Below are 24654 nucleotides of genomic sequence, written 5' to 3' on the forward strand. Positions count from 1 at the left end.
GAACGTCCCTGGTGGGGGTTATGTTCCCTCGACGGCCTTCCCAGACACGGGAACGGCCGATGCGGGCGCGAGGAGCCGCGTCGCGGCCACGCCGAGCGCGGCGCCCACCAGCTGCGCGCCCACGAAGGGCAGCACCGATCCGGGCGCGATCCCGGCGAAGGTGTCGGAGAACATGCGACCGATCGTGATCGCCGGATTGGCGAAGGACGTCGAGCTGGTGAAGAAGTAGGCCGCCCCGATGTATGCGCCGACGGCTGGCGCGACCCACGCGGTGCGCCGCGCTCGCACGAGCAGGAAGATGGTCGCGACCAGCCCCGCCGTCGCCAGTGTCTCGGCGAGCAGGGCGGCGAGGCTCGTGCGTTCGGTCAGCGACCACGACACGGCGTCGAGTCCGAACATCAGATTCGCCAGCACGGCGCCAGAGATGCAGCCCACGACCTGCGCGCACATGTACGCGCACGCCTCGCTCCACCGCCTGTTTTCGGGCGCGAGTCGCCGCTCCGCGAGCGTGACCGCGGGATTGAAGTGGGCGCCTGACAGGCCGGCGAAGACGGCGATCAGCACGGCAAGCGCGAGAGCGGTCGCGTAGGAGTTCTGGAGGAGCTGGAGCCCGATGTCAGCGGGCGAGAGCGCGGCCGCGGCGATGCCCGAGCCGATCACCGCCACGGCGAGCGCGCCCGAGCCCAGGTACTCCGCGAGGACGCGCCGCGCGCGTGCTCGGTTCACGCCAGGAGGCTGGCGAGCAGCGCCTCGACGCGCCCACGGATCTGATCGCGGATGGGCCGCACGGCGTCGATCCCTTGGCCGGCCGGATCGTCGAGCACCCAGTCCTCGTAGCGCTTGCCGGGGTAATAGGGGCACGCATCGCCGCACCCCATGGTGATCACCGCGTCGGAGGCCTGGACCGCCTCGGGCGTGAGCACCTTGGGACGCTGCTCGCGAATGTCGATGCCCTCCTCGAGCATCGCCTCGACGGCGACCGGGTTGATCTGGTCGGCTGGCATCGAGCCCGCGGAGCGCACCTCGACGCGCCCCTCGCTCAGGTGCGTCATGTAGCCGGCGGCCATCTGGGACCGGCCGGCATTGTGGACGCAGACGAAGATGACGGAGGGCTTGGCATCGCTCATGGCGCAAGCCTCGCGCAAACATTGATGACTGTCAATATCGACAGATGTCGATACAGTGAACTAGCATCGTCGCATGCCGATGGGGGAGAACCTGCTCGCCGCCAGCGAGGTGTGCGCGCCAGGAACGCCGCTGACGCTCCCGCCCGAGCCGGATGTGCAGATCGCCGCACGGCTCAAGGTGCTCGCGGATCCTGCGCGACTGCGGATCGTTCAGCTCCTCGCTGCGAACGGCTCGGTCTGCGCGTGTGATCTGGAGGCGCCGCTCGGCCTGAGCCAGCCGACCGTCTCGCACCACCTGCGCCAGCTCACGGCTGCGGGGCTGATCGCGCGCGACAAGCGCGGCACGTGGGCGTTCTACCGCGTGGAGCCGGGCGCCGTGTCATCGGTAGCGGGCGCCCTCCAGGCCCTCGGCTAGGGCAGGCGACCACCGCCGCCCATCAGCCCGTGTGCCTCGCGGCAGCATCGGCGAGCCACGCGAGGGCCTGGGCGGCGTGCTCCAGGACCGCGATGTGCCCAGCATCGGGGATCAGGCGCAGCTCCGCGCCCATCTGCTCCGCGAGCCAGGCGCCGTGCGAGGCGGGCACGATGCGGTCCGCATCCCCGTGCACCACCAGCGTCGGAGCACGCGCCGCGACGATCTCCGCGCCCCAGTCCCTCACGTAGGCGAGGTCGTCATCGATCGCGCCGTCGAGGTCGTCGGCCCCCATCGAGCCCGCGATGCGGCCGAGCCACTCCCACGTGCCGTCGAGCGCGGCGAGGTCGGTCGCGGTGAACTCCGGGTCGTAGCCGTCGTCCTCGGCCGCACGACGTGCGGCCTCGCCACGCTCCGCCGCTCGGAGGACATGCCGTCCCGACGCGATCATGCCTCCGTACCAGTCGATGTCAGCGTCCCGAGGCGCCAGACCGGCGAGCACCACCGCCGCGCTCACGCGCGGATCGGCGGAGGCGCAGGCGAGCGCGTGCGGCCCTCCGCCGGAGTAACCGATCACGGCGTATGACGAGAGTCCGAGCGCGTCGGCGGCATCCGCGGTGTCGCTCGCGATGTCGCCGATGCGCCGGCCCGGCAGCCGCTGGGACTTCCCATAGCCGGGACGGTCGATGCCGAGCAGCCGCAGCCGCAGCTGATCAGCGAGAGCGAGGAGGGGCGCCGGCGGTTCGCCGATGCCGGGCGTGCCGTGATGCCAGAACACTGCGAGCGACGGGTCCGAGCCGCGGGTCCCGGCGTCGTGCAGGCGCAGCAGCCGCCCGTCCGAGGCCGTGATCGTACGCCTCTCGATGCCCATGGTCGGAGCCTAGCGAGGCGCCGCCACGCTCGCGAGAGGCTGTGGGGCCGCCCTGCGCGAGGGCCACGGCAGCCACGATGACTGCGGCGCCGACGCCTTGGAGCAGTGTCAGGGTCTGTCCGAGAACGGCCCATCCCAGCAGCGCAGCCACGAGCGGCGCGAGAAAGGCGAGCGTGCTGACCTGGCCGGCAGGCAGGGCGAGCACGCCGCGGAACCACAGCACGTACGCGACCACCCCTCCGAGCACTCCCAGCCAGGCGTATCCGGCGCCGTGTGACCATGTCAGGCGTTCAGGGAGACCCTCCAGCACGAGCATCGGCCCGATCAGGAACGCGCCGCCCCAGACGAGCTGCCAGGCCGTGAACGACAGCAGGGGCACGGGCCGGCCCCAGCGCTTGGTGAGGACCACGCCCAGCGCGGTGGATGCGCCTCCGAGGACGCCCGCGACCACGCCGACAGGGTCAGCGGCGGCGTCGGGACCGAGGACGAGCAGCGCCACGCCCGCCAGTCCCACGCCTGCGGCGACGAAGGTGCGTGCGCGCGCCGCCTCGTGCAGCACCACGACCGCGAGCACCGCCACGATCAGCGGGTGCACGGCGCCGAGAGTTGCCGCGACGCCGCCTGGCAGCCGGTACGCGGACACGAATAGCAGGGCGAAGAACGCGCCGATGTTGAGCACGCCGAGCACTGCCGAGCGCCACCACCACACGCCGCAGGGGAGATCGCGCGTGCACGCGAGGAGGACGAGGCCGACGGGCAGGGCACGCATCACGGCCGCCAGCAGCGGCCTGTCAGCCGGCAGGAGCTCGGTCGTCACGAGGTACGTGGTGCCCCACAGGGCTGGGGCGAGGGCCGTGGCGGCGATGAGGCGGGTGCGGATCATGGGGAGCTCCTGTATCTTGATGTCAAGATATATCACATCTCTTGACGTCAAGATATTCCGGAGGCGACGTGGACGCGGTGGGGCACTTCCTGGCGCAGTGGGAGCGCGAGCGACCAGAGATCGATGTCTCGCCCATGGCGACCATCGGACGGCTGTCGCGCATGGCGTCCGTCGTGCAGACCAAGCTGGACGCGGTGTTCGCTGAGCACGACCTGCAATCATGGGAGTTCGACGTGCTCGCCTCGCTGCGCCGTTCGGGCGAGCCGTACTCGCTGACAGCGGGCGAGCTCGACAGGGCCATGATGATCACCTCGGGCACCACGACCCACCGCATCACCCGGCTCGAGGCGCGCGGCTTCGTCGAGCGAGCGCGCGACGAGGAGGACCGCCGCGTGGTGCACGTGCGGCTCACGCCGCGGGGGCGTCGAGTCTGCGACGCCGCACAGGACGCGCACATGGCGAACGAGAAGGCGATCCTCGAGCTGATGGCGCCGGAGGACGTCGAACGGCTCCGGTCGGGCCTCGAGGCGCTGGCGGAGGCCCTGGGCGACGCGCCTCCCGCGCCGCCGCGGCGCTGACCCACGGGAATGCACCAGCGCCGCGGAGGGTTGTCGGCCTCGAGAGGAGCCACCGCGATCCGCTCGGTCGTTCCACGGCCGACACGCGGGGCCGTCCGTGCCAATCGAAGAGGAGGCTGTGCCGTGAGCAAGATGACCTGGCTGATGATCGGGGGTGTGGGCTTCCTCCTGGGATCACGCGCCGGACGTGGCCCCTACGAGCGCTTCACCTCGACGATCGACGACCTCGCGAGCAGTCCCGTCGTGAGGGACGCGGCCCTGCAGGCCAGGCGCGCGGTGGAGAACGCGACGAGGGACGTGGCCCAGCGCGTGACGGGCGACCGGCGCCCTCGCGACGGCGCCGACCTGCCGGCGGGGCTGGCGTAGCGCGATCGTCGCGTGCCTGAACACCGAGAGGAGCGCCCATGAGTCGATCACAGAAGTCTTCCAGCACCTCGGCCGCCTTGCTCTACCGGCCGATCGGACTCGCGGGCAGCATGCTCGCTGGCTTCATCACGAGCAAGGTCTTCGACCAGGTGTGGAAGAGAGCATCCGCGAGCAAGGATGCCGACCCGCCCGGGCCGTTGCAATCCGAGTACCCGATGAAGGAGATCGTCGCGGCAGCGGCTCTGCAGGGCGCCATCTTCGCCGTCGTGCGTACGCTGGTGCAGCGAGGCGGAGCGCGCTTGTATGAGCGGGCCACCGGCAACTGGCCCGGCAGCTGAGGAGTCGTGGTCGACGGACGCGTGCGGACGCCGTGAACGCACCCGTCACTCGGTGCCGATTCCGCCTTCGCGCACAGGTCGCGATAACGCGCCGCGCCAGCTGATCAGCGCCGCGCGCGCGGCCGGTTCGAGCGCGGACGCGGCGAGCCACGCTTCGGGGTCGAGCAACTCGTACATCTCTGAGAAGGGCGACGCGGGCGTGTGGCCGTGACGAGCGAGGATGTGGCGGCGCTCGGACGCCTCGGGTCTGGCGGAACAGCCCAGCGCTCATGGGGCCCGCGCAGGTCGATGACCGTGTTGACGCCGTGGGATCGGAGCTCCTGCCAGCTGGCGTCGTCGGCGCGGTCGAGCTCCTCGGCGCGCACGAACGATCCGTACGGCGTCACCGACCCGTCCGTGCGCCGCAGCCCGCCGAGGTCGCGCACGCTCGCCAGTCCCGACACATGCAGCGGATCACGCATGGCCCGAGTCTCGCACGGGTCGCATCGGCGGCGGCCGCGCGTCGGCGACCGCTTCTGGCGCGATTCTCTCCGCGTCGGACTACGCCGATAATGCACAATATGTCATTCGAGATGCGTTCGCGCGGGGTGCATCGCTCTCCCGTCTCCGTCATACGTTCACGCTCGCGCTGGTGCTGGCCACTGGCCCGGGCGGAGCCCCGCCGCTTCGCGGTCCGTCGCTTACGATGCCCAGCGATGCCAAGTTGATCCCCACACGACGTTGTTCTGACTGCCTGCCAACGCAAGTATGATGATGGCGGCTCGTGCGACAGTCCGAGGACGTCCGTGGGGCCAGCACGTAGAGCGCCAGACGGCACCGCAGCCGTCGTAGGTGCTGCCACCCCCTGGCGGCACCGGAACGGGAGTGAAGATGCACCAGGTCGACGCCCACGCCGCCACCAGCGGCGACGCCAGCGCTCACGCGTCCCCGCCTCCCCGCATCGGCCTGTGGCTGGTGGGCGCACGCGGCTCCGTGGCGACCACGGCAGTCCTCGGCCTCGCCGCGATCGCCCAGGGCCATGCGACCGCCACGGGCTGCGTCACGGCGGGCGAGCAGTTCGCGGGCGCCCCCCTGCCCGACTTCGGCAGCTTCGTCGTGGGCGGGCACGACGTGATCGACGCCTCCATGGAGCTGCGCGCGCAGACACTGGTCGATGGCCGCATGATCCCCCACCATCTGCTCGAGTCGACGCGGTCCGCCCTCGCTGCCGCTGACGCCGAGGTGCGCCCGGGCTACACCTCGATGCATGTCGCGGGCGCGGCGGCCGAGTCCCAGCAGGCCGCCGCCGAACGCCTGGCTGGCGACATCCTCGACTTCCAGCGCCGCCACGACCTGCAGCGCGTCGTGATGGTGGACCTCGCGTCCACCGAGGCGGTGCCGGACACCGCGCCGGAGTTCTTCGACGCCGACCTGCTGCGAGCCAGCCTCAAGGATCCGGACCGAGCGGTGCTGCCGCCCAGCTCCGTGATGGCGTACGCCGCCATCCTCGCGGGGGTCTCGTACGCATGCTTCACCCCGTCGGCCGGCATGAACCTGCCCGTCCTGATGGACCTCGCGACCGAGCGCGGCATCCCCGTCGCCGGCCAGGACGGCAAGACCGGCCAGACGTGGCTGCGCACCGTTCTCGGTCCCGCCTTCGCCGCCCGCGGGCTGTCCGTCCTGTCGTGGGCGGGCACCAACCTGCTCGGCGGCGGTGACGGCGCCACTCTCGCCGATCCGGTCGCGGTCCGCAGCAAGCTGTCCTCCAAGACACGCGGCCTCAAGGCCATCACCGGCAGCGACGTCACTCCCCTCCACATCGACAACGTGCCTGATCTGGGCGACATCAAGGTCGCATGGGACCACGTCCATGCCGAGGGCTTCCTCGGATCGCGTCTCACCCTGCAGACCACCTGGTCCGCCTACGACTCGATGCTCGCCGCGCCCATGGTGCTCGATCTCGCTCGCCTCCTGAGCCTCGCGGCCGAGGCCGGGTCGAGAGGACCGGTCGCCGAGCTCGGGTTCTTCTTCAAGGACCCGTGGGGCAGCGACCGCCACGACTTCGCGGCGCAGGCAGACGAGCTCGTGCGGTGGGTCGACGAGGCCGCACAGCGGGTCGGCGCGGCGCTCTCGCACTCGTGACGACCGCCACCATGCGGCTGGGCGACCTGCTGGAGCTCGTGCGCGCTCCAGCGGTGCTGACGGTGCTCGGCGACACCCTCGTGGGCGGGGCGGCGAGCGGACAGCCGGCCACCGTCCGGCGAGCCGCCCTCCCGCTCGCCTCCGCCTGCCTGTACGCGGGCGGCATGGCGCTCAACGACTACGCGGACCGCGACATCGACGCCAGCGAGCGCCCGGAGCGACCCATACCCTCGGGACGCGTGTCGCCCAGGCGCGCACTGGCGGTCGCATCCGGTCTGACCGGCGCCGGCCTGGCACTGGCGGCCATCGGCGGCGGCCGCAAGGCCTTCGCGGTGGCCGTGCCGCTGGCCGCGTGCGTCTGGGTGTACGACACGCTCGCCAAGGATCACCCCACCGGCCCCGCGGTCATGGCAGCGTGTCGCGGCCTCGATGTGCTGATGGGCGCCGGCGCCGGCCGCCTCGCGCCAGCGCTTCCCGCGGCGACCGGGATAGCCGCGCACACGGCCGCCGTCACCGTCCTCTCTCGAGGCGAGGTTCACGGCACCTCCCCCGTCATCGCAAGCAGCGCCGCGGCCGTGACGACCGCCGGGGCCGCCGTGGTCACCGCTGGCGCGCTGAGGCGATCCGCGCGTCGTGGCGCGCTGGCGGCCGCGGCCGCAGCGGCCTACGTCGCTCGGTCACTGCCCCACCAGCTGGCGGCGGCACGGGAGCCGACCGCGCAGCATGCCCGCGTGGCGACGCGCCAGGGCATCCGGTCGATGGTGCCGCTCCAGGCGTCGTGGGCGGCGCGGGCCGGCAGCGGCGGCGCGGTCGCCTTCCTCGCCGGCGTGGAAGCCGTCGGAGCGCTGCTGAGAATGCGCGTCAAGCGGACGGTGAGCGAGACATGACTCCTCCCCCGTTCACCCTCGGATACGGCACCAACGGCTTCGCTGACCACCCGCTGAGCACGGCGCTCGACCTGCTGGAGGCCGAGGGGTACGGCGCCGTGGCGCTCACCGTGGGGTTCCCGCACGTCGATCCGTTCGACCCTGACTGGAAGAGCGGCGCGCTGAGGCTCCGCGAGCGGCTCGCAGGCGCGCACGGCGGCACCGGCATGGCCGTGGTGATCGAGACCGGTACGCGGTTCCTGCTCGACCCGCGGCGCAAGCACCGTCCCACCCTGGTCGACCTGGACGCCGGTCTCAGGCTCGAGTACATGGCCAGGGCGATCGAGCTCGCCGCCATCCTCGACGCGCGCTGCGTGTCCTTCTTCTCGGGCGTTCTGCCCGCGGATGTGAGCGAGATCCGCGCCCGCTCCTTGCTGCGCGAGCGCATGCCCCCGCTGCTCGACCACGCCCACGACCGCGGCGTGGTCCTCAGCCTCGAGCCCGAGCCCGGCATGGTGATCGAGACCGTCGGCGACGCGCTCGAGCTGCGGCACGACCTCGGTGGACCGCCCGGGCTGGGCGTGACGGTCGACGTGGGGCACTGCCTCGTCGTGGAGCCCGGCGGCCCACGCGCGGCGCTCGAGGCCGCAGGTCCCGTGCTCACCAACGTCCAGCTCGACGACATGCCGTCCACTCACCACGAGCACCGCCCCTTCGGCGAGGGGGACATCGACCTGCCGCTCGTCCTGTCGACGCTCGCGGACGTCGGCTACACCGGCGTGGCGGCCGTGGAGCTGCCGCGGCACTCGCACGATGCTGCGGGGCTCGCCCAACGGTCGATGGAGGCGCTGACCGACGCTTGGCAGGCGGCCCGCCCACTCGAGGAGGAACGATGACGGAGACCAGTGCCGGCGAGCAGTGGCTCGCCTCCGCGGAGGCCGATGCGCGGCGCGACCCCGCGACCATGTCGCGTGCGTTCGCGCTCGCGGCCCGCAAGGTGGGACGCGGCCCGGTGCGTCCTGACACCGACCCGGCCGGAGTGGTCCACGGCGCCGTGGAGGATGCCGCCCGAGCCAGGCTCGTGCGCGCACTCGTCGGCGCTCACGGCGACGGTGCAGCACCCGTGCTCGCCGAGCTCTACGGTCGCGGCGACAGCGCCGAGCGGCGCGGCGTGCTGCGCGGCCTCGACGCCGTGGTCGAGCACGGAGACGGGCACGGCGACGACGTGCCGCCCGCAGTGGCCACCGTGGGGGTCGAGCTCGCGCAGGATGCGTTGCGCGCGAACGAGCTCGCCCTGGTCGCGGCCGCCATGGGCCCGTTCGGCTCCTCCCATCTCGACGCCCACGACTGGCGCCACGCGGTGCTCAAGCTGGTGTTCATGGGCATCAGCCTCGACGCCGTCTGGGGACTCGACGCGCGCCGAGACGACGAGCTCGCCCGCATGGCGCGCGACTTCGCCGCCGAGCGCCGAGCGGCCGGGCGCCCCGTGCCAGCGGACATCTCCCGTCTCACCTCGGAAAGGAGCGCGTGATGCGCATCTTCGACCCCCACATCCACATGACGAGCCGCACCACGGATGACTATGAGGCGATGTACGCCGCGGGCGTGAGGGCGATCGTCGAGCCTGCGTTCTGGCTGGGGCAGCCCCGCACCACGGTGGGATCGTTCCTGGACTACTTCGACAGCCTGCTGGGCTGGGAGAGGTTCCGGGCTGCGCAGTTCGGCATCCGCCACCATGCGACCATCGCCCTCAACCCCAAGGAAGCGAACGATCCGCGGTGTCGCGAGGTGCTGGACGAGATCCCGCGCTACCTCGCCAAGGACGGGGTCGTCGCCGTCGGCGAGGTGGGCTACGACTCCATGACGCCGGCCGAGGACGAGGTCTTCGCCCGCCAGTTGGAGATGGCCCGCGAGGCGGAGCTTCCGGTGCTCGTGCACACGCCTCACCGCGACAAGCTCGCCGGCACGCGGCGCACCCTCGACGTGGTCCGCGAATCGGGCCTCGACCCCCAGATGGTGATCGTCGACCACCTCAACGAGACCACCGTCGCCATGGTCCGGGAGGCCGGCGCGTGGCCGGGCTTCTCCATCTATCCCGACACCAAGATGGATCCCGACAGGATGGTCGCGATTCTGCGCGAGCACGGAACCGAGCGGATGATCGTCAACTCCGCGGCCGACTGGGGTCGATCCGACCCCCTGCTGACGCTCGCGACGGGCAAGGCGATGCTCGCGGCGGGCTATGACTCGCAGGACGTCGACCAGGTGCTCTGGTCGAACCCCGTCGCGTTCTATGGCCAGTCAGGAAACCTGATCCTCGACGCGGTCCCTGGCTTCACCCCTGGCCAGCCCCCCGCACCCGGCATCGAGTTCGAGGGCTCGTCGGTCCTCCGCGGCGCACGGAAGTAGCCGCGTGCTGCTGTCGTACTGCACGAACGTGCATCCGGCCGAGGACCTCGACGGCGTCATCGAGCAGCTCGGAGCATACGCCGCGCCTGCGCGCGTGGCTGCGGGACTCGACGTGCTGGGAATCGGGCTGTGGATGCCCGCCGAGCTCGCGCATCGGCTCGACGACAGCACCGAGGAGCGAGCGCGTCTGAAGGCCGCCCTCGCGGCCCATCACCTGCAGGTCCACACCCTCAACGCCTTCCCGTACGGAGGCTTCCACGACGACGTGGTCAAGCTCGACGTCTACTCCCCCACGTGGGCGGAGCCGGAGCGCTACGCCTACACCATGGCGTGCGCGCGAGTGCTCGCCGACCTCCTCCCCCCTGGCGTGGCTGGCTCGATCTCCACGCTGCCGCTGGGATGGCGCACGGGGTGGGGCGCGCAGGAGGACGCAGCAGCCACGGCGGCGCTGGCCCGTCTCAGCGGGGAGCTTCGCACGCTCGCGCAGAGCGCCGGACGGATGGTGCGGCTGGCGATCGAGCCCGAGCCCGGATGCATCCTGGACAACGTGGAGGACGTGGTCTCGTGGCTCGAGCCGCGGGCGGGGGACGACGTGCCGACCGCTGAGCGCATCGATCCCGAGCACGTGGGCGTGTGTCTCGACACCTGCCACCTCGCGGTGTCCTTCGCCGACAGGCAAGCGGGCACGGCGGAGACGGTGGAGCGCATCGTCAGCGCCGGCCTGCGGGTGGTGAAGGTGCAGGCGTCCGCGGCTCTCCACGTCGACCGGCCACGCTCGCCCGAGGCGCGTCGGGAGCTCGAGCGGTTCGCGGAGCCTCGCTACGTCCACCAGGTGCGCGAGCTGACGCCGGCCGGAGTGGACGGGCGAGACGATCTTCCGCACGCGCTCGGCCTCGCGGCACCGGACCATGCCGGCGACGACAGCGCGCCTCTGCCCGGCGACGGTCCCTGGCGGGTCCACTTCCACGTGCCGCTCCACCACGAGCTCGCCGACCCGCTGGCGGCGACGACCGACGTCCTGCGCGACGCCGTCGCCGCCGTTCGCTCGACACCCTCAGGCGACGAGGCGCATCTCGACATCGAGACCTACACGTGGGCGGTCCTGCCCGACTCGACCGAGTCCCTCGCGCACGGCATCGCCGCGGAGCTCCGGTGGGCGCGCGCGGAGCTGCTGGGCGAGACCGTCGATCACCGCGGAGGAGACACCTAGATGAGACCCGTACTACTGCTCGACGTCGTCGGCCTGACGGCGACGGCTCTCGCCGACATGCCGCGGCTGTCGCGGCTCGCCGCCCAGGGCTGGAGCAGCGAGCTCAGCACCGTGCTGCCGGCCGTGACGTGCAGCGTCCAATCGACGATGCTCACCGGGCTCGCTCCGGCCGATCACGGGATCGTCGGCAACGGCTGGTACTTCCGCGACCTGGGCGAGGTGCACCTCTGGCGCCAGCACAACCGGCTGGTCGCCGGCGAGAAGGTCTGGGAGAGCGCACGCGCGGCCCACCCGCAGTACAGGGCGGCCAACGTCTGCTGGTGGTACGCGATGGGCATGACCACCGATATCACCGTGACGCCGCGGCCCATCTACCACGCCGACGGCCGCAAGTCGCCCGACGCCTACGTCCGCCCGCCGGCGCTCCACGATGAGCTCGTCGACCAGCTCGGAGACTTCCCCCTCTTCACCTACTGGGGCCCCACCGCGTCCATCGAGTCGTCACGATGGATCGTGCAGGCGACGCAGCACGTCCTGAGGACCGCCTCGCCGGACCTGACGCTCGCCTACGTGCCGCACCTGGACTACGACCTCCAGCGGTTCGGCCCCACGTCCGCGCAGGCGCGTCGTGCAGCTGCCGAGCTCGACGCCGCGCTCGCTCCCCTGCTCGACGAGTGCGACGAGCGCGGCATCACGGTCCTCGTGGTGTCGGAGTACGGCATCGAGGGTGCTCACCGGCCGGTGCACATCAACCGAGCGCTGCGTTCCGCCGGGCTGCTGGAGGTGTACGTGCAGGATGGGCGCGAGCAGCTCGACCCCTGGACCTCGCGCGCGTTCGCCGTCGCTGACCATCAGGTCGCGCACGTCTACCTGGGCGATGCGCACGACGAGGCTCTGCGCAGGAGGGTCAGGGCGCTCCTCGAGGAGCTGCCGGGGGTGGACGAGGTGTTGGACCGCGAGGGCCAGGCCAGGTACGGCATCGATCACGAGCGGTCGGGCGAGCTCGTGGTCGTCGCCGAGCCGGGGGCATGGTTCACCTACTACTTCTGGCAGGACGATGCGCGTGCGCCTGAGTACGCACGGGGCGTCGACATCCACCGCAAGCCCGGATACGACCCGGCAGAGCTGTTCTTCGATCCAGCGGATCGCTGGGCGAAGGCCAAGGCGGGCGCCAACCTCGCGCGGAAGAAGGCCGGCCTGCGCTACGCGATGAGCACGGTGCCGCTCGACGCCTCCTGGGTGCGTGGCACCCACGGACGCCTCCCCAGCTCCGCGGCCGACACCCCGCTCGTGCTGTGCTCGAGCCCTCAGATCCCGCAGGCGCTCGAGCACATCGTCGCCTCCGACACCGCCCAGGTGCCCGCCGCTGCGATCAAGGACCTGACGCTCGATCTCCAGGGACTGGGGGCGGACGGGGGCTAGGGGCCGAGGTTCGGTGGGGCCGCCGCTCTGCGAGGCGCTCCGGCCGCGGCGGGACCCTCCCACGCCGCCGTGATCGGGGCCTCGCGCTCAGGCGCGCAGCATCACTACGTCGGACTCGTCGCGTCCGCCGACGTTGAAGGTGCGCTCCCCCACCACCTCGAACCCACATCGGCGATAGAACGCCTGCGCGCGCGCGTTCTCGCTGTTCGTGCCCAGCCATACCGGAGCCTCTCCGTGGGCGTCGACGGCGGCGGCGACGCAAGCGTCGAGCAGCGCGGCAGCGATCCCGCTGCCCTGCTGCGCCGGCAGCGCGTAGATCTTCGACAGCTCGTGGATGTGATCGGGGTCGACGCCGACCGTCGCGAGGGCGCGCGCGGCGAGCGGATCCCCGCACGGCCCGGTCACCACCAGCGCGTACGCGCACAGGCGGTCGCCGTCGGCAGCGACGACCACCGTAGAGTCCTCACGCGCGACCCACCCGCCGATCACCTCGGCGCTGAGCTTGACGCGCAGATGCTCGGCGATGGCCTCGGCCGTCGTGCTGGGCGGGCACGCCAGCGGGAAGGTCACCGCTGCGAGCTCCACCAGAGCGGGCACGTCGGTGACGGTCGCCGGACGAACCGTCAGAGGTGAGTTCACGCCCACGAGTGTGCCATGCCCGGCGCTGACGCCGCGTCGACCCCGGGGACGGCGGGCCCCGTGGATCGCCCTTCTCAGGAGGCCGGCGCCCAATCGCGGAACGCGGTGGTCGTCAGGAAGTGGTGGAGCTGGGCTCGCCACACCTGCCAGGTGTGCGCGCCGGGGACGTTCAGCTCTGTCACCTCCGCGCCGAGCTCGCGGTAGTCCTCGGCGCGTTCGGGCGACGAGCGGCTGATCCCGGCGATGCCGTCATGAAGCCCCACGCCGATGTGGATCCCGAGCGCGGCGCGAATGGCCTCGCGCTGGTGCGCGTCGCGCACCCGCCAGCCCTCGGGGACCGGCGCCGCCGACCACAGCCCGTACCAGCCGAAGATGTCGGGGTGGTGCTCGAGAAGCCCCACTCCCAGCGCACCGCCCATCGACAGGCCCGCGAAGGCGCGATCATGGCGCTCGTGCGAGACGTGGAGCTCCTGCTCGACCCACGGGAGGACGTTGTCGACGAGCTCCGTCACGTAGGCGTCATGGAACCTGGCGGACCCCGGCAACTCTTCGGAGAGGCCACCGAAGTCAGTGGTCACCATGACCACTGGCGGGATGGAGCCTGCGGCGATCGCATGGTCGAGGATCTGCGCGGCGCGGCCGTCCGCGAACCATGCGGTCTCGTTCTCCAGCATTCCATGCGACAGGATGAGGAGTGGATAGGGCTCCGCGCGGGCGTCGTCGTACCCCGCAGGAAGATAGAGCCCCAGCGCGTGCTCTCCACTCGGGTGAAGCGTCTGACTGGAGGGATAGGTGCGGTGCGACACCAGCCCCGCGAGGTCGCCGCGAGCGTCCGCCTCGTAGGCGAGGTCAGTGGAGTCGAAGGCCGGGTTGGCGGGCACGAAGATCTGGCTGGCTCGCTGATGCCCGGCTCGCTGGTCGTCTGCGAACGGAGGCGGGTTGCTGGGGTCGTAGCGTCCTGCGCACGCCGCGGCGCGATCACAGTCGCCTTCCACGAAGCCGTAGCTGAACGTCCCCGCGGGCATCGCGGTGGTCAGCTCCCACACGCCGTCCGCACCGCGCGTGAGCGGCGCCGGGGGCTGCGCGACCAACGGATGCGACACGTCGCCTGGCCGCCATTGGTCTCCCAGGCGAGCATCGTGGGCGAGGTTGCTGGCGATGTGGTCGGGGTCCGTGAAGTACGCGTCCCCGATCAGCCCGACGGAGTCGGCGTCGGGTGCGTAGTAGCGGAAGGTCACCGAGACTCCGGTCGGGCCGCGCTCCGTCATCGCGATCCCAGGCCCCGTGGGCAGGGGCCGTTCGGGCTCACCGCTGCAGGACGCGAGCAGAGGGGTGATGAGGGCGACCGCCACGGCGAATGAGAGCACCCGCCCTGTCAGCATGACCAGCTCCTCTCCGCGCAGGAAGCCGCTTGGCTTGATCGTACTCAGCGAGCTGGCGAAGTGGTCCGCCTGAGGGACTCACCGGCGCTGCCGCCGCTCGGTGTCCACCGCGACGGGACAGGGGATGCCATGGCCGCGCGTCGATGCGGGTCGACGTTGGCTCTGGACCCGCCGAGGGCGCGTGAGGCGAGGATCAGCTGGCGTTGGTGCGCTGCGCGCGCCGCGCCGCGAGCTCGTCCACCGCGTCGGCCGACGACGCAGGCGCCTCCCCGCGATCGGCCGGCAAGGAGGACAGCGAGCCTTCCAGCTCACGCCACACCTTGCCCAGGGCGATGCCGAACACGCCCTGGCCTCCCTGGACCAGGTCGATCACCTCGTCGTCCGAGGTGCACTCGTACACCGACGCCCCGTCCGACATGAGCGTGATGCGGGACAGATCCTCGACCCCCCGCTCCCGCAGGGCGCCCACGGCGGTCCGGATCTGCTGGAGCGAGACGCCGGAGTCCAGCAGACGCTTCACCACGCGCAGCACCAGGATGTCGTGGAAGCCGTACAGGCGCTGGGTGCCGGAGCCGGTCGCGGACTTCACGCTCGGCTCGACGAGCCCCGTCCGCGCCCAGTAGTCGAGCTGCCGGTAGGTGATCCCCGCCGCCTTGCACGCGGTGGGCCCGCGATACCCGGCGTTCTCGTCGAGGTGAGCGAGGCCGTCGTCGAACAGGATGCCCTGGTCGCGCACCGAGGTCTGATCCTGACCGCCCTGCTCCGCCATCGCTTCTCCCTCGTTCGATCTGCCCTCAACGGTAGGGCCGTCATTCTTCGCGGTCAACGATCCGCGCCGCGCACGCGACCACTCCCGTCCCTGACGCTATCGGTCGATCTGCGCGTGAACACAAGCGGAGAACAGCGCCACGGCCGCGTCAGCACGCTCCCGCAGCACAGCATCGGCGCTTCGATCATCGCCCCGCTCGCGACGTGGTCGCGCGGCGTCGCGAGCGAGGTCGGCCTCCCTCCCGGCCGCCCGCGCGAGCGCGCCGAGCGAACGCGGGTCCGCCCCCGTCTCGAGGTACGCCGCCCCTGCGCTCACCAGCGGGACGCAGTCGTGCTCGTAGCGCGCCGGCCCGGTCGAGCGGATCAGACCAGCTCGCTCGAGCTCGTCCACCACCTCCGTCGTCACGCCTGCCGCCTGGGCGAGCTGGCCCGCCGTGAGCTGGGACGCGTTCTCCGCCACGGCGCGCGGGCCGACGGACTGATGCACGCGCCCTGCGTCGAGGTCCGCAAGCTGGCTCGCGATCGCCTGGAGAGGCAGATACTCATCGCGCTGGCGGCGCAGCACGAACCTGAGCCGTTCGATGTCCGCCGCCGAGTAGAGGCGGTAGCCGCCGCCGGAGCGGTGCGGCGTGACCAGCCCATTGGCGTCGAGGAAGCGCAGCTTCGACGGCGTCAGCGCGGGGAACTCGCGAGCGACGTGGGCGAGCACGTCGCTGACGCGCAGGACGGGCTCGTGGGACAGCTGCTGCGGCCACGCGAGGCCAGGATCCGTCGGCTCGGCGCGCGACTCGCGGCTGGACTCGCTCCTGGGGTCGATGGCCCTGAGAGCAGTCATCGGATCAGCCGGCGGTTCCGGGGTAGAAGGTCATGCGGTACTTGCCGATCTGCACCTCGTCGCCGTCGTGCAGCTCTGCCTCCGTCACGCTCTCGCGGTTGACGTACGTGCCGTTCAGCGAGCCGGCGTCCTGCACGAGGAATCGCTTGCCGTCGCGCACGAATCGCGCGTGCTCGCGACTCACGGTCACGTCGTCGAGGAAGATGTCGCCCGAGACCGAGCGGCCCGCGGTCGTCACGTCGACGTCCAGGAGGAACCGGGCGCCCTGATTGGGGCCGTGGTGCACGATCAGCAGGGCGCAGTTCTCGTCGAGCGCATCGACCGCCGTCTGGTCCTGCGGCGAGATCCGGTGGGGCGCGTGCTCGTCTCCGGCGATGGGCGAATCGAGGGACATGGTGCGTTCGACGGGGCTCTCGTCGTACGTCATCGCGCTCCTCCTTCCGTGGGCGGTCTGATCACATCATCCTAGGCTTTGGCGAGGGGCCGCGACAGACTCGCCGTCCGCTGCTCGATGCATGCGCGAGGCGATGTCACGTACGTAGCCGATCCCTGACATCCAGTAGAGCACGGCGGCGACGCATGCTCCGACGATCGCGGCCGCGTGGACGCCGTCCCACCGCTCGAAGGCGACGAACGCGAGAGGAAGCGCGACGTACAGTCCCGCCGTCGCGCACTTCCCGACGAAGCTGACCTGGGGCGGCCTGGCGCCTCGCCGGCGGCCGATCAGCAACGCCACCGCGACCATCGCGTCGCGCACGAGCAGCACGGCCACGAGCCACCACGGGATGATGTCGCGCAGCGCGAGGCCGACGACGACGACCGCGGTCAGGAGCCTGTCAGCGGCGGGGTCCAGGAGCCGCCCGAGCTCAGACACCTGGTGCCAGCGGCGCGCCAGGAACCCGTCGAGGAAGTCGCTGATGCCGGCAGCGGCGAGCGCAGCGATCGCCCACGCGTCGTAGCCGGCGATCAGCAGCCAGCCGAAGACGACGATGAGGCCGATGCGCACGAAGGAGACGATGTTCGGCACCGTCCACACCGTTGTCGAGGGATGTGCCGGGGTGCCGGTGTCGTCCGCCGTCCCCTCGCCCGTCGTCTCAGTGCTCTCGCCCACGGAGGGCGAGTCTACTTGTCGTCACGCTCCGAGGCGATGACCTTGTCCACGGTCTCGGCGGCGATGCGGTTGGCCTCGTCCTCACTGGCGCCTCGCGCCAGCTCCTTGGCCTTGATCTGCTCCATCTTGTAGCGGCGAGTGTCCACCGCGTGCTCCTCGGTCATGACGGACTCCTCCCATCTGGCCAGCGTGGTGCCGGTACGTCTTCAGCCTAGGTCGCCAGCTCGCGTCGCGCAGGGCGAGCGAGGGACCTCACTCCACCACGTACGTGTCGTACGTCTCGATGAGGGTGCGGACCCGCTCCAGCGCCTGCTCGTCGAGCCCCGCGTCGCCACTGACCTCATGCAGGCCATCCACGGCGAGGTTGCCGTACTTGTGGCCCGCGTCCTCCGGCACTGCGGTGCTGAGGATGAGGTCGATGACGCCCTGGAAGGCGGTGACGACGGGGATCCACGTCATGTCGTCGGAGATGTCAGGCGACCGCTGCCCGGGCTTGAGCCATTCGGGCTCCGACCAGATGACGCTCGGGCCTATCCACACGATGGGGTCGGTGCCGTGCTGCAGGTAGGCGACGCGCGTCTCCTGCCAGGGTTCGCCGAGCGCCTCCAGACCGCCCCACTCGTCGGCCCAGCGAACGTGCTCGCCATCGTCGAGCACCGGCAGGCTGTAGGGACTCCCCGGGTCGCGGGTGTCCTGGTACGCGCTCCACACGGGCGTGAAGCTCGGCGTGCCTGCCAGGACGGCGCCCTCCGTGCGTACGAGCAGGTCGTCGCCGCTGTCGTAGGCGGACTGGATGCCGAAGGAGCCAAGGCTGAGCCCGTAGACGATCAACTGTGGTCGATCGGCCTCGGGAAGGCCCGCCCACCAGTCGGTCACGGCCTCGACCAGTGCGGTGGTGCCGTCCTGCGACAGGTCAGGCGTCAGCAGCGCGGAGACGGGGCTGCCCGTGGCGCCGTACTGCTGCGCCACGATGGCGGTGTCGCCGGCGTGGAGGTACTCGAACCCATCGATCGCCGCAGGGTCGAGCCACCCCGAGCCGGTGGTGCCGGCGATCATGAGGACGGAGCGGTCGGCGGCGCCCGTGCGGTCGAGCTCGGCGACCGCGACCTGCGCGCGCTCCTCGAAGGTTCCGGGGACGTCGATGCCCACGTAGACCCGGATGGGCTCCTCGGCAGGCACGCCCGTGACGGCCTCGATCTGCGCTGCGTCCGGGCCGCCGCCCACGATCTTCGCGCCGGCCTGCCCCACCTGGTCCCACGCCACGAGGCTCGCGTCCGAGCCCGACCTCAGCTCGCTCGTCGGCTGCGGGAAGAGCGGATCATAGGCACGGTTGCGCTGGACCGAGACCACGGTCAGCAGCCACGACAGGACGGAGATGGCAGCTGATGCGACCACCAGCATCGCGACCAGCGTCACCGCGCCGTCGAGGAGCCGGATCCGCCGGCGCGACCGGTCGCCGGGGACCCAGCGCAGCGACAGGCGGTGCAGCGCTCGCCACCCGCGCGCCACTCCACGGCCGATGCTGAAGGCCAGGGTCACCCCGACGGCGTAGAAGATCGCGCCGATGAACCAGTCGAAGCCGGAGGTGGGAGGCTCACCCACGGCCTCGCGCACGGAGTTCTGCCAGCGGACGGCGAGCGGCATCAGCGCCAGCACTCCTGCCAGGCCGATCGCCGTCACCAGCCACCACGCCGTCTCGGCGTGCGGACGCATGCGGCCGCGCGAGACCCTGGCCGCCAGTCGCCACATTCCCACGCCCACGCCGTACCCCACGGCGAACGCGAGACCGCACACCAGACCCTGGGCCCAGCTGGGACGGGGAAGCAGCGACGGCGTGAGGGACACGAGCACCGCGAGGACGCCCACGACGGCCCCTCCCAGGTCGAGCTGGTGCTTGGACTGAAGCAGGCGCATGGTCGACTCCCTCGGCGGGGCCATCCCGCTCCGGCACCACAGTAGAGGCGACGCGGGACGATGCGCTCGCGCAGCGCACGTCGGCGGGTCGGCTACGGACGTCCGGTGGTGAGCAGCGCCTCCGCTACGTGCTCGGCGGCTTGGGATAGCGTCCCGTAGCGGTGCGCGGTGATCGAGATGGCCTGCTCGTGAAGGAAGGGCAGCAGCTCGAGCTCGGCAGCGCCGGTGACGGGGCCGTCATAGATCGCCAGGTCCGCGTGTCCGCGCCATCGTGCAGGCACGGCGCCGACGTGCCGCACTCTCCCCGCTGCCTGGGCCCGAGCACGCCGGATCGCTGCGTCATCGTCCTCCACGACCACGGCGCCACCCGCCGCACGCACGGCGTCCGCCAGCGGGGCGGGAACGTCGATGGGCGCTGACACGCTCCCCGGCCCGCCCACGGCCCGCTGCGCAGCGCAGACCCGCGCGAGCGCGTCGGGGTCCTGCCCATCCCAGCGCACGAGCGCTGGCGCCGGGACGTACCGCTGGATGTTGCGCTCGGCGCGCATCCCCGTCGGATCGTGGCCGCGCGAGAAGATGTCGCGCCATGCGCGCGCGTCGCGCTGGGCTGCTGCGCGGACCCACGACCCTGTCGCGGCCGCCACGATCGCCTCGACCGCACCGTCGAGGGGCTCCGCCGTGCTCGCGCGGTCGGGGGCACGGTCCCAGTCGGTGAGCGAGGCGACGTAGTGCGGACCTCCGGCCTTCGACGTCGGGCCCACGACCGACCGCTTCCAGCCGCCGAACGGCTGGCGCTGCACGATCGCGCCGGTCATGGAGCGATTCACGTAGAGGTTGCCGGCGTGAACCGTGTCGATCCACCGGCGCATCTCGCGCCCGTCGAGGGTGTGGATGCCTGAAGTGAGGCCGAAGTCGACCTGGTTGACGAGCTCGACGGCATGGTCGAGGTCGCGTGCCCGCATGATGCCGAGGACGGGACCGAAGCACTCGACCCTATGCATGAACGATCCCGGCTCGACCCAGCCGCGCACGCCTGGCGTCCACAGCGCATCGCCGAGCCGCTCAGGCTCGACCCACCACGTCTCCCCCGGCTCGAGCGAGGAGAGTCCGCGCAGCAGCTTGCCCTGAGGCTCGTCGATGACAGGACCCATCTGAGTGCGAGGCTCCCACGCGCGCCCGACCCGCAGCGATCGGACCGCATCCTGCAGCTGGCGTCGGAACCGGGGGGACTCGGCGACCGAGCCGACGAGGATCGCGAGCGAGGCTGCGGAGCACTTCTGCCCCGCGTGCCCGAAGGCGGACGCGGCGAGGTCCCTCGCTGCCAGGTCGAGGTCTGCGCTGGGCGTCACGATCATCGCGTTCTTCCCGGACGTCTCGGCGAACAGGCGCAGGTCATCCCGAAACTCGAGGAACAGCTCCGCCGTCTCGAACGCGCCCGTGAGGATCACCTGCGACACGCGCTCGTCGCTCACGAGGCGCTCGCCCAGCGCGTCAGCGTCGATCGTGAGCAGCGTGAGCACCTCACGCGGCACGCCCGCCTTCCACAGCGCCTCTGCGAGCACGGCAGAGCAGCGAGCAGTCTCAGGTGCCGGCTTGAGGATCACCGCTGAGCCGGCCGCCAGGGCCGCGAGCGTCGAGCCGGCCGGGATGGCGACCGGGAAGTTCCAGGGCGGGATGACGGCCGTGAGCGGCCGGGGCCGTGCCTGCGCGCCCTCGACGGCCTCCAGCGCGCGCGCCGCCCGCGCGTAGTACCGGGCGAAGTCGATGGCCTCCGACACCTCGGGGTCGGCCTGGTCGATGGTCTTGCCAGCCTCGGCGACCATGACCTCGATGAGCTCTGCGCGTCGCGCCTCGAGTGCGTCTGCTGCGCGCTCGAGCACGTCAGCCCGCTGCGCGGGCGGCACGTCACCCCACATCCGCCCTGCGCGGTGCGCGGCGCCGATGACCTGCTCGAGCGCATCGGCGCTCCTGACGTGCGCTGCCGCGACGGCTGCCACCCCAGCGTCGGAGAGCTCGGCGCGAGCCAGGATCGCCGAGCCCCAGGCCCTCGTGGCGCGGCAGGAGGGATCGGAGTCGGACGCGTTGCGAAAGCCGGCACCTGGGTCGCGCGGCTCGCGGTGCTCTCGGTGACTGTCGGCTCCCGCCGGCGAGGCGGACAGGGTCAGTGCCTCGCGGAAGGCAGCCTCCTCCCGAGCGAAGTCGGACCCGTCCGTGGCGATGGTCGCCAGGCGTGACAGGAAGTTCTGCGGGTTCGCGACCTCCTCGAGCCTGCGCACGAGGTAGGCCAGCGCCACGTCGAAGTCTCGCGGGTCGACCACCGGTGTGTACATGCGGAGCCTGCCGACGTCCGCGCTCACGGCACGCGCGACGTGCTCCCCCATCCCCAGCAGCATCTCGAAGTGGACGTCCTGCTCGACGCGTCGCGAGCGGGCGAGCTCCCACGCGTGAGCGATGTCGAAGAGGTTGTGGCCCGCGATCCCCACCTTCAGCGCGCGGGAGCGATCGGGCATCAGGGCGGCGTCGAGCAGGCGCTTGTACTGAGCATCGGTCTCGACCTTCGAGTGCCATGTGGCGAGCGGCCAGTCGCGGAGCTCGGCCTCGACCCGCTCCATGGACAGGTTTGCGCCCTTGACGACGCGCACGCGCAGAGGCGCGCCGCCTCCGTCCACGCGCTCGCTCGCGAGAGCCTGCAACCGTGCGAGTGCGCGCGAGGACTCGGGCAGGTAGGCCTGCAGCACGATGCCGGCCCCGAGGTCCAGCAGGTCGTCGCGACGCATGAGGCCCTCGAACACCGCGATCGTGAGATCGAGGTCGCGATACTCCTCCATGTCGAGATTGACGAAGACGCCGCCGTGGTCCCGCGCGTCCTCGTAGAGCGGGCCCAGCGTCGCGACGATCTCCTTCACGGCGCCATCGAAGTCCCACGGCGAGTGCGGAGCCGCTGCGGCCGACACCTTGACCGACACGTAGTCGACGTCGGGGTGCGCGATGAGCGCGCGCGTGGCGGCCAGGCGCCGCGCCGCCTCCGCGCCCCCCAGCACGGCCTCGCCCAGCAGATTGACGTTGACGTCCACGCCCGCGGCGCGCAGCCGACGCAGCGTCATGGCGAGCCTGCGGGGCCGGGCGTCCGCGACGAGGTGGGTGACCATCGCGCGGATGAAGCGGCGGGCGACGGCGACGGTGGTCCGGGGCGCGAAGCGCGCACCCACGCCGCCAAGCCGCGCAAGCACCGCGAGAGCCCGAGGCAGGTGGTCGGTCGCGCCTTGCGCAGCGCGGCGCAGTGCCCACGCCGCGACGTGCGGATCCTCGGGCCGCAGCACGCCGTCGACCACCTCGGTGAGGTAGCGCAGCCCACCCTGCCGGGCCAGCACGCGCGACATGACACGCGCACCGGAGGTGGTGCGCGCATCGTCCGCGCCTGCGAGCCAGCGCCGCACGTGGGCGACCGCGACGTCGGCGTCTGCGGCGGTGCGTTCGTCAGGAGCGATGCGAGGCATGCCATACAGTCTGCGATCCGACTTCGGTTCAGGTCTATTTCCCATGTCAGCCGAATTCCTTGCAGATCTGCTTAACTATCGGAGTGCTCGATCTCCACCGCCTGCGGATCCTGAGGGAGTTCGCGATGCGCGGCACGGTGACGGCCGCCGCGCATGCGCTCGGGTACTCGCCGTCCGCCGTGTCGCAGCAGCTCGCAGCCCTCGAGCGCGAGGCGGGGGTGCCGCTCGTGCGCCGCTCGGGACGACGGCTCCTGCTCACGCCTGCCGGACAGGAGCTCGCCGACTCGGCCGGTCGGATACTCGGCCTGGTCGAGCAGGTGCAGACGCGCATCGCGGCTCGTCACGACGCCCCCGGCGGCACCGTCCGCCTCGCGGTCTTCCAGTCGGCGGCCCTGGCGCTGCTCCCCGCCGCCCTGCCCCTGCTCGCGCGGACCGCGCCGCGCGTGCGCGTCGAGGTCACGCAGAGCGAGCCGGCGCAGGCGCTCGAGGACACGTGGGCGCGCGACTTCGACCTGGTGGTGGCCGAGGAGTACCCCCACCACTCGGCGCCGCACTACGAGGGCCTCACCAGGGTGACCCTCATCTCGGACGAGATCGCCCTCGCCGTCCCCGCGGGCGCGTCGGCCCACCTACATGACCATCGCGAGGCTGCCTGGGTGATGGAGCCGCGAGGCACCTCCTCTCGGCACTTCGCGGAGCAGACCTGCCGCGTCGCAGGCTTCGAGCCCGACATTCGATACGAGACCGCGGACCTGCAAGCCCACCTGGCGCTCGTGCATGCCGGTCTCGCCGTCGCGCTTATTCCCGGCCTGATGTGGCCCCACGCCACGCCAGGCGTCACGCGCGCGAGCCTTCCAGAGCCGGCCCATCGGACGGTCTTCGCCGCGTTCCGGGACACCTCGAGGGACGACGCCGCCATCGAGGCCACGCTCAGTGCTCTGACGGCGGCCGCGCGCGCCGTGGCGGCTCCGTGAGCTCCCTGTCCGGTCCGAGGGTCGCGACCAGGTGAGTGGCGCCCGCCACGGCGGCCGGCATGAAGGCCACGGCGCCCAGCGGGACGAGGAACAGCAGGAAGCAGGCCGCCCCGAACCCCACCACTCTCGGTCGGTGCGCCGCCAGCACCGCACGGCGCCCGCGCAGCGGCACCACTCCCCTGCGCGCGAGCGGGTACGCCGTCAGCTCGAGCGCCAGGAACCACCCGCCGAAGCCCGCCCCCAGGCAGAATGCCACCACACCGCCGACGACCGGGATCAGACCGATCAGGAACAGCCCGAGCGCCAGCGGGATCGTCAGCAGGGCGATGCGCGCCGCCTCGCCCAGCCCGCGCATGAGCGACCGCCAGGCGCCCTCGACCGGGTCGGCGCCGTCGAACCCGCCGCGGACGTCAACCTCGCGCGACAGCCGCTCGAAGAAGGGCTGGCCGATGATGAGCGTCACGGCGGTGAAGGTATAGACGCCGATGAGCGCAGCCGCGCCGAGCATCGCGAGGGCTGCGACCACCTGCACCGCGTCGGCCAACCAGCCGTCCGATGACACCAGCGCGCCGGCGAGGCTCCCGCTCCACGGGCCGAGGTTGGCGACGAGGACCACGGCTCCGATCGCGAACACCGTCGCCGTGATCGCGCCGGGAACGAGGCCGACGAGCATCAGGCGCGGACTCCGGCTCCACGTCCGCAACCCGCTCCACGCGATCCGCAGGCCGGCGCTGACCTCGGCCGCGACGGCTCGCACTGTCGGTCGCGCTCTCGCCATGGCGGCATGCTACCTGCGCGTCTCCCGCCGTTCGCCCGAGGCGCGGTCGCCGGAACGGCGAGGCGGCGCGACGCGACGCGAGCGCGCCGGTGCGACTTGCGAAAGGCAGGATCCCGCAGGCACTCTGAGCACGCCTGGGCGCATGCCCGCTCG

Annotated in this window: 27 protein-coding genes and 1 pseudogene; 12 read left to right on the forward strand and 16 right to left on the reverse strand. The window is 71.8% G+C overall.

What is annotated here, in order from left to right; genetic code table 11:
* Positions 1–18: 18 nt before the first annotated feature.
* Positions 19–726 carry an aquaporin gene (locus tag B7K22_RS09295; RefSeq protein WP_084039997.1) on the reverse strand — a complete coding sequence of 236 codons (708 nt, stop codon included), beginning with the start codon at positions 724–726 and terminating at the stop codon, positions 19–21.
* Entirely contained in the window at positions 723–1127 is a 405-nt protein-coding gene (locus B7K22_RS09300; RefSeq protein ID WP_084039998.1) for an arsenate reductase ArsC, read from the reverse strand. Before B7K22_RS09300 ends, B7K22_RS09295 begins: the two co-directional genes overlap by 4 nt.
* A 73-nt stretch (positions 1128–1200) precedes the next feature.
* Here B7K22_RS09300 and B7K22_RS09305 point away from each other — a divergent pair, with 73 nt between their 5' ends.
* Positions 1201–1542, forward strand: a complete 342-nt coding sequence (locus B7K22_RS09305; protein ID WP_144276376.1) for a helix-turn-helix transcriptional regulator — start codon at positions 1201–1203, stop codon at positions 1540–1542.
* A 22-nt stretch (positions 1543–1564) separates the two neighbouring features.
* Here B7K22_RS09305 and B7K22_RS09310 read toward each other — a convergent pair whose 3' ends face one another.
* Together B7K22_RS09310 and B7K22_RS09315 are read right to left on the reverse strand one after the other, a co-directional pair.
* Complete coding sequence (locus B7K22_RS09310; protein ID WP_200807420.1) at positions 1565–2317, reverse strand: alpha/beta fold hydrolase; 753 nt, start codon at positions 2315–2317, stop codon at positions 1565–1567.
* Positions 2253–3293 (reverse strand): EamA family transporter, encoded by a 1041-nt coding sequence (locus tag B7K22_RS09315; protein WP_200807421.1) that lies wholly within the window; start codon positions 3291–3293, stop codon positions 2253–2255. The genes B7K22_RS09310 and B7K22_RS09315 overlap by 65 nt, the downstream gene beginning before the upstream one ends.
* A gap of 41 nt (positions 3294–3334) precedes the next feature.
* Here B7K22_RS09315 and B7K22_RS09320 point away from each other — a divergent pair, with 41 nt between their 5' ends.
* The 3 genes from B7K22_RS09320 (at position 3335) to B7K22_RS09330 (ending at position 4575) form a co-directional block, all read left to right on the forward strand.
* Positions 3335–3871, forward strand: coding sequence for a MarR family winged helix-turn-helix transcriptional regulator (locus B7K22_RS09320; protein WP_234983432.1), 537 nt, complete (start codon positions 3335–3337; stop codon positions 3869–3871).
* A gap of 123 nt (positions 3872–3994) precedes the next feature.
* Entirely contained in the window at positions 3995–4237 is a 243-nt protein-coding gene (locus B7K22_RS09325) for a hypothetical protein (RefSeq protein ID WP_084040000.1), read from the forward strand.
* Between the two features lie 38 nt (positions 4238–4275).
* On the forward strand, positions 4276–4575 hold the full coding sequence (locus B7K22_RS09330; protein WP_084040001.1) for a DUF4235 domain-containing protein: 300 nt from the start codon (positions 4276–4278) through the stop codon (positions 4573–4575).
* A gap of 45 nt (positions 4576–4620) precedes the next feature.
* Here B7K22_RS09330 and B7K22_RS12415 read toward each other — a convergent pair whose 3' ends face one another.
* Together B7K22_RS12415 and B7K22_RS12370 are read right to left on the reverse strand one after the other, a co-directional pair.
* Complete coding sequence (locus tag B7K22_RS12415; protein WP_255372186.1) at positions 4621–4752, reverse strand: hypothetical protein; 132 nt, start codon at positions 4750–4752, stop codon at positions 4621–4623.
* A gap of 59 nt (positions 4753–4811) precedes the next feature.
* Positions 4812–5036: pseudogene (locus tag B7K22_RS12370) on the reverse strand (tyrosine-protein phosphatase); the annotation flags it as partial.
* Between the two features lie 370 nt (positions 5037–5406).
* On the opposite strand from B7K22_RS12370, the gene B7K22_RS09340 reads away from it, so the two are divergent.
* Genes B7K22_RS09340 through B7K22_RS09365 form a run of 7 tightly spaced genes read left to right on the forward strand, consistent with a single transcriptional unit; the run spans position 5407 to position 12603 of the window.
* Entirely contained in the window at positions 5407–6696 is a 1290-nt protein-coding gene (locus B7K22_RS09340) for an inositol-3-phosphate synthase (RefSeq protein ID WP_234983433.1), read from the forward strand.
* A complete protein-coding gene (locus tag B7K22_RS09345; RefSeq protein ID WP_234983435.1) occupies positions 6693–7583 on the forward strand; it encodes an SCO3242 family prenyltransferase in 891 nt (296 codons plus the stop codon). Before B7K22_RS09340 ends, B7K22_RS09345 begins: the two co-directional genes overlap by 4 nt.
* A complete protein-coding gene (locus B7K22_RS12240; protein WP_200807422.1) occupies positions 7580–8458 on the forward strand; it encodes a sugar phosphate isomerase/epimerase in 879 nt (292 codons plus the stop codon). The genes B7K22_RS09345 and B7K22_RS12240 overlap by 4 nt, the downstream gene beginning before the upstream one ends.
* Entirely contained in the window at positions 8455–9093 is a 639-nt protein-coding gene (locus tag B7K22_RS12245; protein ID WP_200807423.1) for an EboA domain-containing protein, read from the forward strand. The genes B7K22_RS12240 and B7K22_RS12245 overlap by 4 nt, the downstream gene beginning before the upstream one ends.
* Positions 9093–9971, forward strand: coding sequence for a TatD family hydrolase (locus tag B7K22_RS09355; RefSeq protein WP_084040004.1), 879 nt, complete (start codon positions 9093–9095; stop codon positions 9969–9971). Before B7K22_RS12245 ends, B7K22_RS09355 begins: the two co-directional genes overlap by 1 nt.
* Positions 9972–9975: 4 nt before the next feature.
* On the forward strand, positions 9976–11181 hold the full coding sequence (gene eboE, locus B7K22_RS09360) for a metabolite traffic protein EboE (protein WP_200807424.1): 1206 nt from the start codon (positions 9976–9978) through the stop codon (positions 11179–11181).
* Complete coding sequence (locus B7K22_RS09365; RefSeq protein WP_084040005.1) at positions 11182–12603, forward strand: alkaline phosphatase family protein; 1422 nt, start codon at positions 11182–11184, stop codon at positions 12601–12603.
* Positions 12604–12690: 87 nt separating this feature from the next.
* Here the strand turns inward: B7K22_RS09365 and B7K22_RS09370 are convergent, their stop codons facing one another.
* From B7K22_RS09370 to B7K22_RS09405, 9 genes are all read right to left on the reverse strand, one after another.
* Complete coding sequence (locus tag B7K22_RS09370) at positions 12691–13242, reverse strand: GNAT family N-acetyltransferase (RefSeq protein ID WP_084040466.1); 552 nt, start codon at positions 13240–13242, stop codon at positions 12691–12693.
* Positions 13243–13316: 74 nt separating this feature from the next.
* The gene (locus B7K22_RS09375; protein ID WP_084040006.1) at positions 13317–14624 is read right to left on the reverse strand and encodes an alpha/beta hydrolase-fold protein; all 1308 of its coding nucleotides are present in this window, start codon (positions 14622–14624) and stop codon (positions 13317–13319) included.
* Positions 14625–14817: 193 nt separating this feature from the next.
* Positions 14818–15393 carry a MerR family transcriptional regulator gene (locus B7K22_RS09380; protein ID WP_084040007.1) on the reverse strand — a complete coding sequence of 192 codons (576 nt, stop codon included), beginning with the start codon at positions 15391–15393 and terminating at the stop codon, positions 14818–14820.
* Between the two features lie 96 nt (positions 15394–15489).
* Positions 15490–16227, reverse strand: a complete 738-nt coding sequence (locus B7K22_RS09385; RefSeq protein ID WP_084040008.1) for a MerR family transcriptional regulator — start codon at positions 16225–16227, stop codon at positions 15490–15492.
* A gap of 4 nt (positions 16228–16231) precedes the next feature.
* Positions 16232–16621 (reverse strand): FHA domain-containing protein, encoded by a 390-nt coding sequence (locus B7K22_RS09390; RefSeq protein WP_371327679.1) that lies wholly within the window; start codon positions 16619–16621, stop codon positions 16232–16234.
* A 66-nt stretch (positions 16622–16687) separates the two neighbouring features.
* Positions 16688–17338 carry a CDP-alcohol phosphatidyltransferase family protein gene (locus tag B7K22_RS09395; RefSeq protein ID WP_234983441.1) on the reverse strand — a complete coding sequence of 217 codons (651 nt, stop codon included), beginning with the start codon at positions 17336–17338 and terminating at the stop codon, positions 16688–16690.
* Positions 17339–17349: 11 nt separating this feature from the next.
* Positions 17350–17502: a hypothetical protein gene (locus B7K22_RS12130; RefSeq protein ID WP_159448829.1), complete on the reverse strand. Its 153-nt coding sequence runs from the start codon at positions 17500–17502 to the stop codon at positions 17350–17352.
* A gap of 88 nt (positions 17503–17590) precedes the next feature.
* On the reverse strand, positions 17591–19252 hold the full coding sequence (locus B7K22_RS09400; RefSeq protein WP_159448830.1) for an alpha/beta-hydrolase family protein: 1662 nt from the start codon (positions 19250–19252) through the stop codon (positions 17591–17593).
* Positions 19253–19344: 92 nt separating this feature from the next.
* Positions 19345–22749, reverse strand: coding sequence for a bifunctional proline dehydrogenase/L-glutamate gamma-semialdehyde dehydrogenase (locus tag B7K22_RS09405; RefSeq protein ID WP_084040011.1), 3405 nt, complete (start codon positions 22747–22749; stop codon positions 19345–19347).
* An 83-nt stretch (positions 22750–22832) separates the two neighbouring features.
* Here B7K22_RS09405 and B7K22_RS09410 point away from each other — a divergent pair, with 83 nt between their 5' ends.
* Positions 22833–23723, forward strand: coding sequence for a LysR family transcriptional regulator (locus tag B7K22_RS09410; protein ID WP_084040012.1), 891 nt, complete (start codon positions 22833–22835; stop codon positions 23721–23723).
* Here the strand turns inward: B7K22_RS09410 and B7K22_RS09415 are convergent.
* Positions 23680–24501 (reverse strand): EI24 domain-containing protein, encoded by an 822-nt coding sequence (locus B7K22_RS09415; protein ID WP_084040013.1) that lies wholly within the window; start codon positions 24499–24501, stop codon positions 23680–23682. The genes B7K22_RS09410 and B7K22_RS09415 overlap by 44 nt on opposite strands.
* Between the last annotated feature and the right edge of the window lie 153 nt (positions 24502–24654).

The sequence above is a fragment of the Demequina sp. NBRC 110053 genome, assembly GCF_002090095.1.
In the GTDB taxonomy this organism is placed as follows: domain Bacteria; phylum Actinomycetota; class Actinomycetes; order Actinomycetales; family Demequinaceae; genus Demequina.

What these genes read in the sequence shown, in the direction of transcription:
- B7K22_RS09390 (WP_371327679.1), bottom strand. Translation starts at nt 16,621, where the DNA reads ATGTCCCTCGATTCGCCCATCGCCGGAGACGAGCACGCGCCCCACCGG.
- B7K22_RS09405 (WP_084040011.1), bottom strand. Translation starts at nt 22,749, where the DNA reads ATGCCTCGCATCGCTCCTGACGAACGCACCGCCGCAGACGCCGACGTC.
- B7K22_RS09305 (WP_144276376.1), top strand. Translation starts at nt 1,201, where the DNA reads ATGCCGATGGGGGAGAACCTGCTCGCCGCCAGCGAGGTGTGCGCGCCA.
- B7K22_RS09330 (WP_084040001.1), top strand. Translation starts at nt 4,276, where the DNA reads ATGAGTCGATCACAGAAGTCTTCCAGCACCTCGGCCGCCTTGCTCTAC.
- B7K22_RS09355 (WP_084040004.1), top strand. Translation starts at nt 9,093, where the DNA reads ATGCGCATCTTCGACCCCCACATCCACATGACGAGCCGCACCACGGAT.
- B7K22_RS12415 (WP_255372186.1), bottom strand. Translation starts at nt 4,752, where the DNA reads ATGTACGAGTTGCTCGACCCCGAAGCGTGGCTCGCCGCGTCCGCGCTC.
- B7K22_RS12130 (WP_159448829.1), bottom strand. Translation starts at nt 17,502, where the DNA reads ATGACCGAGGAGCACGCGGTGGACACTCGCCGCTACAAGATGGAGCAG.
- B7K22_RS12245 (WP_200807423.1), top strand. Translation starts at nt 8,455, where the DNA reads ATGACGGAGACCAGTGCCGGCGAGCAGTGGCTCGCCTCCGCGGAGGCC.
- B7K22_RS09300 (WP_084039998.1), bottom strand. Translation starts at nt 1,127, where the DNA reads ATGAGCGATGCCAAGCCCTCCGTCATCTTCGTCTGCGTCCACAATGCC.
- B7K22_RS09400 (WP_159448830.1), bottom strand. Translation starts at nt 19,252, where the DNA reads ATGCGCCTGCTTCAGTCCAAGCACCAGCTCGACCTGGGAGGGGCCGTC.
- B7K22_RS09385 (WP_084040008.1), bottom strand. Translation starts at nt 16,227, where the DNA reads ATGACTGCTCTCAGGGCCATCGACCCCAGGAGCGAGTCCAGCCGCGAG.
- B7K22_RS09380 (WP_084040007.1), bottom strand. Translation starts at nt 15,393, where the DNA reads ATGGCGGAGCAGGGCGGTCAGGATCAGACCTCGGTGCGCGACCAGGGC.
- B7K22_RS09415 (WP_084040013.1), bottom strand. Translation starts at nt 24,501, where the DNA reads ATGGCGAGAGCGCGACCGACAGTGCGAGCCGTCGCGGCCGAGGTCAGC.
- B7K22_RS09315 (WP_200807421.1), bottom strand. Translation starts at nt 3,293, where the DNA reads ATGATCCGCACCCGCCTCATCGCCGCCACGGCCCTCGCCCCAGCCCTG.
- B7K22_RS09365 (WP_084040005.1), top strand. Translation starts at nt 11,182, where the DNA reads ATGAGACCCGTACTACTGCTCGACGTCGTCGGCCTGACGGCGACGGCT.
- B7K22_RS12240 (WP_200807422.1), top strand. Translation starts at nt 7,580, where the DNA reads ATGACTCCTCCCCCGTTCACCCTCGGATACGGCACCAACGGCTTCGCT.
- B7K22_RS09375 (WP_084040006.1), bottom strand. Translation starts at nt 14,624, where the DNA reads ATGCTGACAGGGCGGGTGCTCTCATTCGCCGTGGCGGTCGCCCTCATC.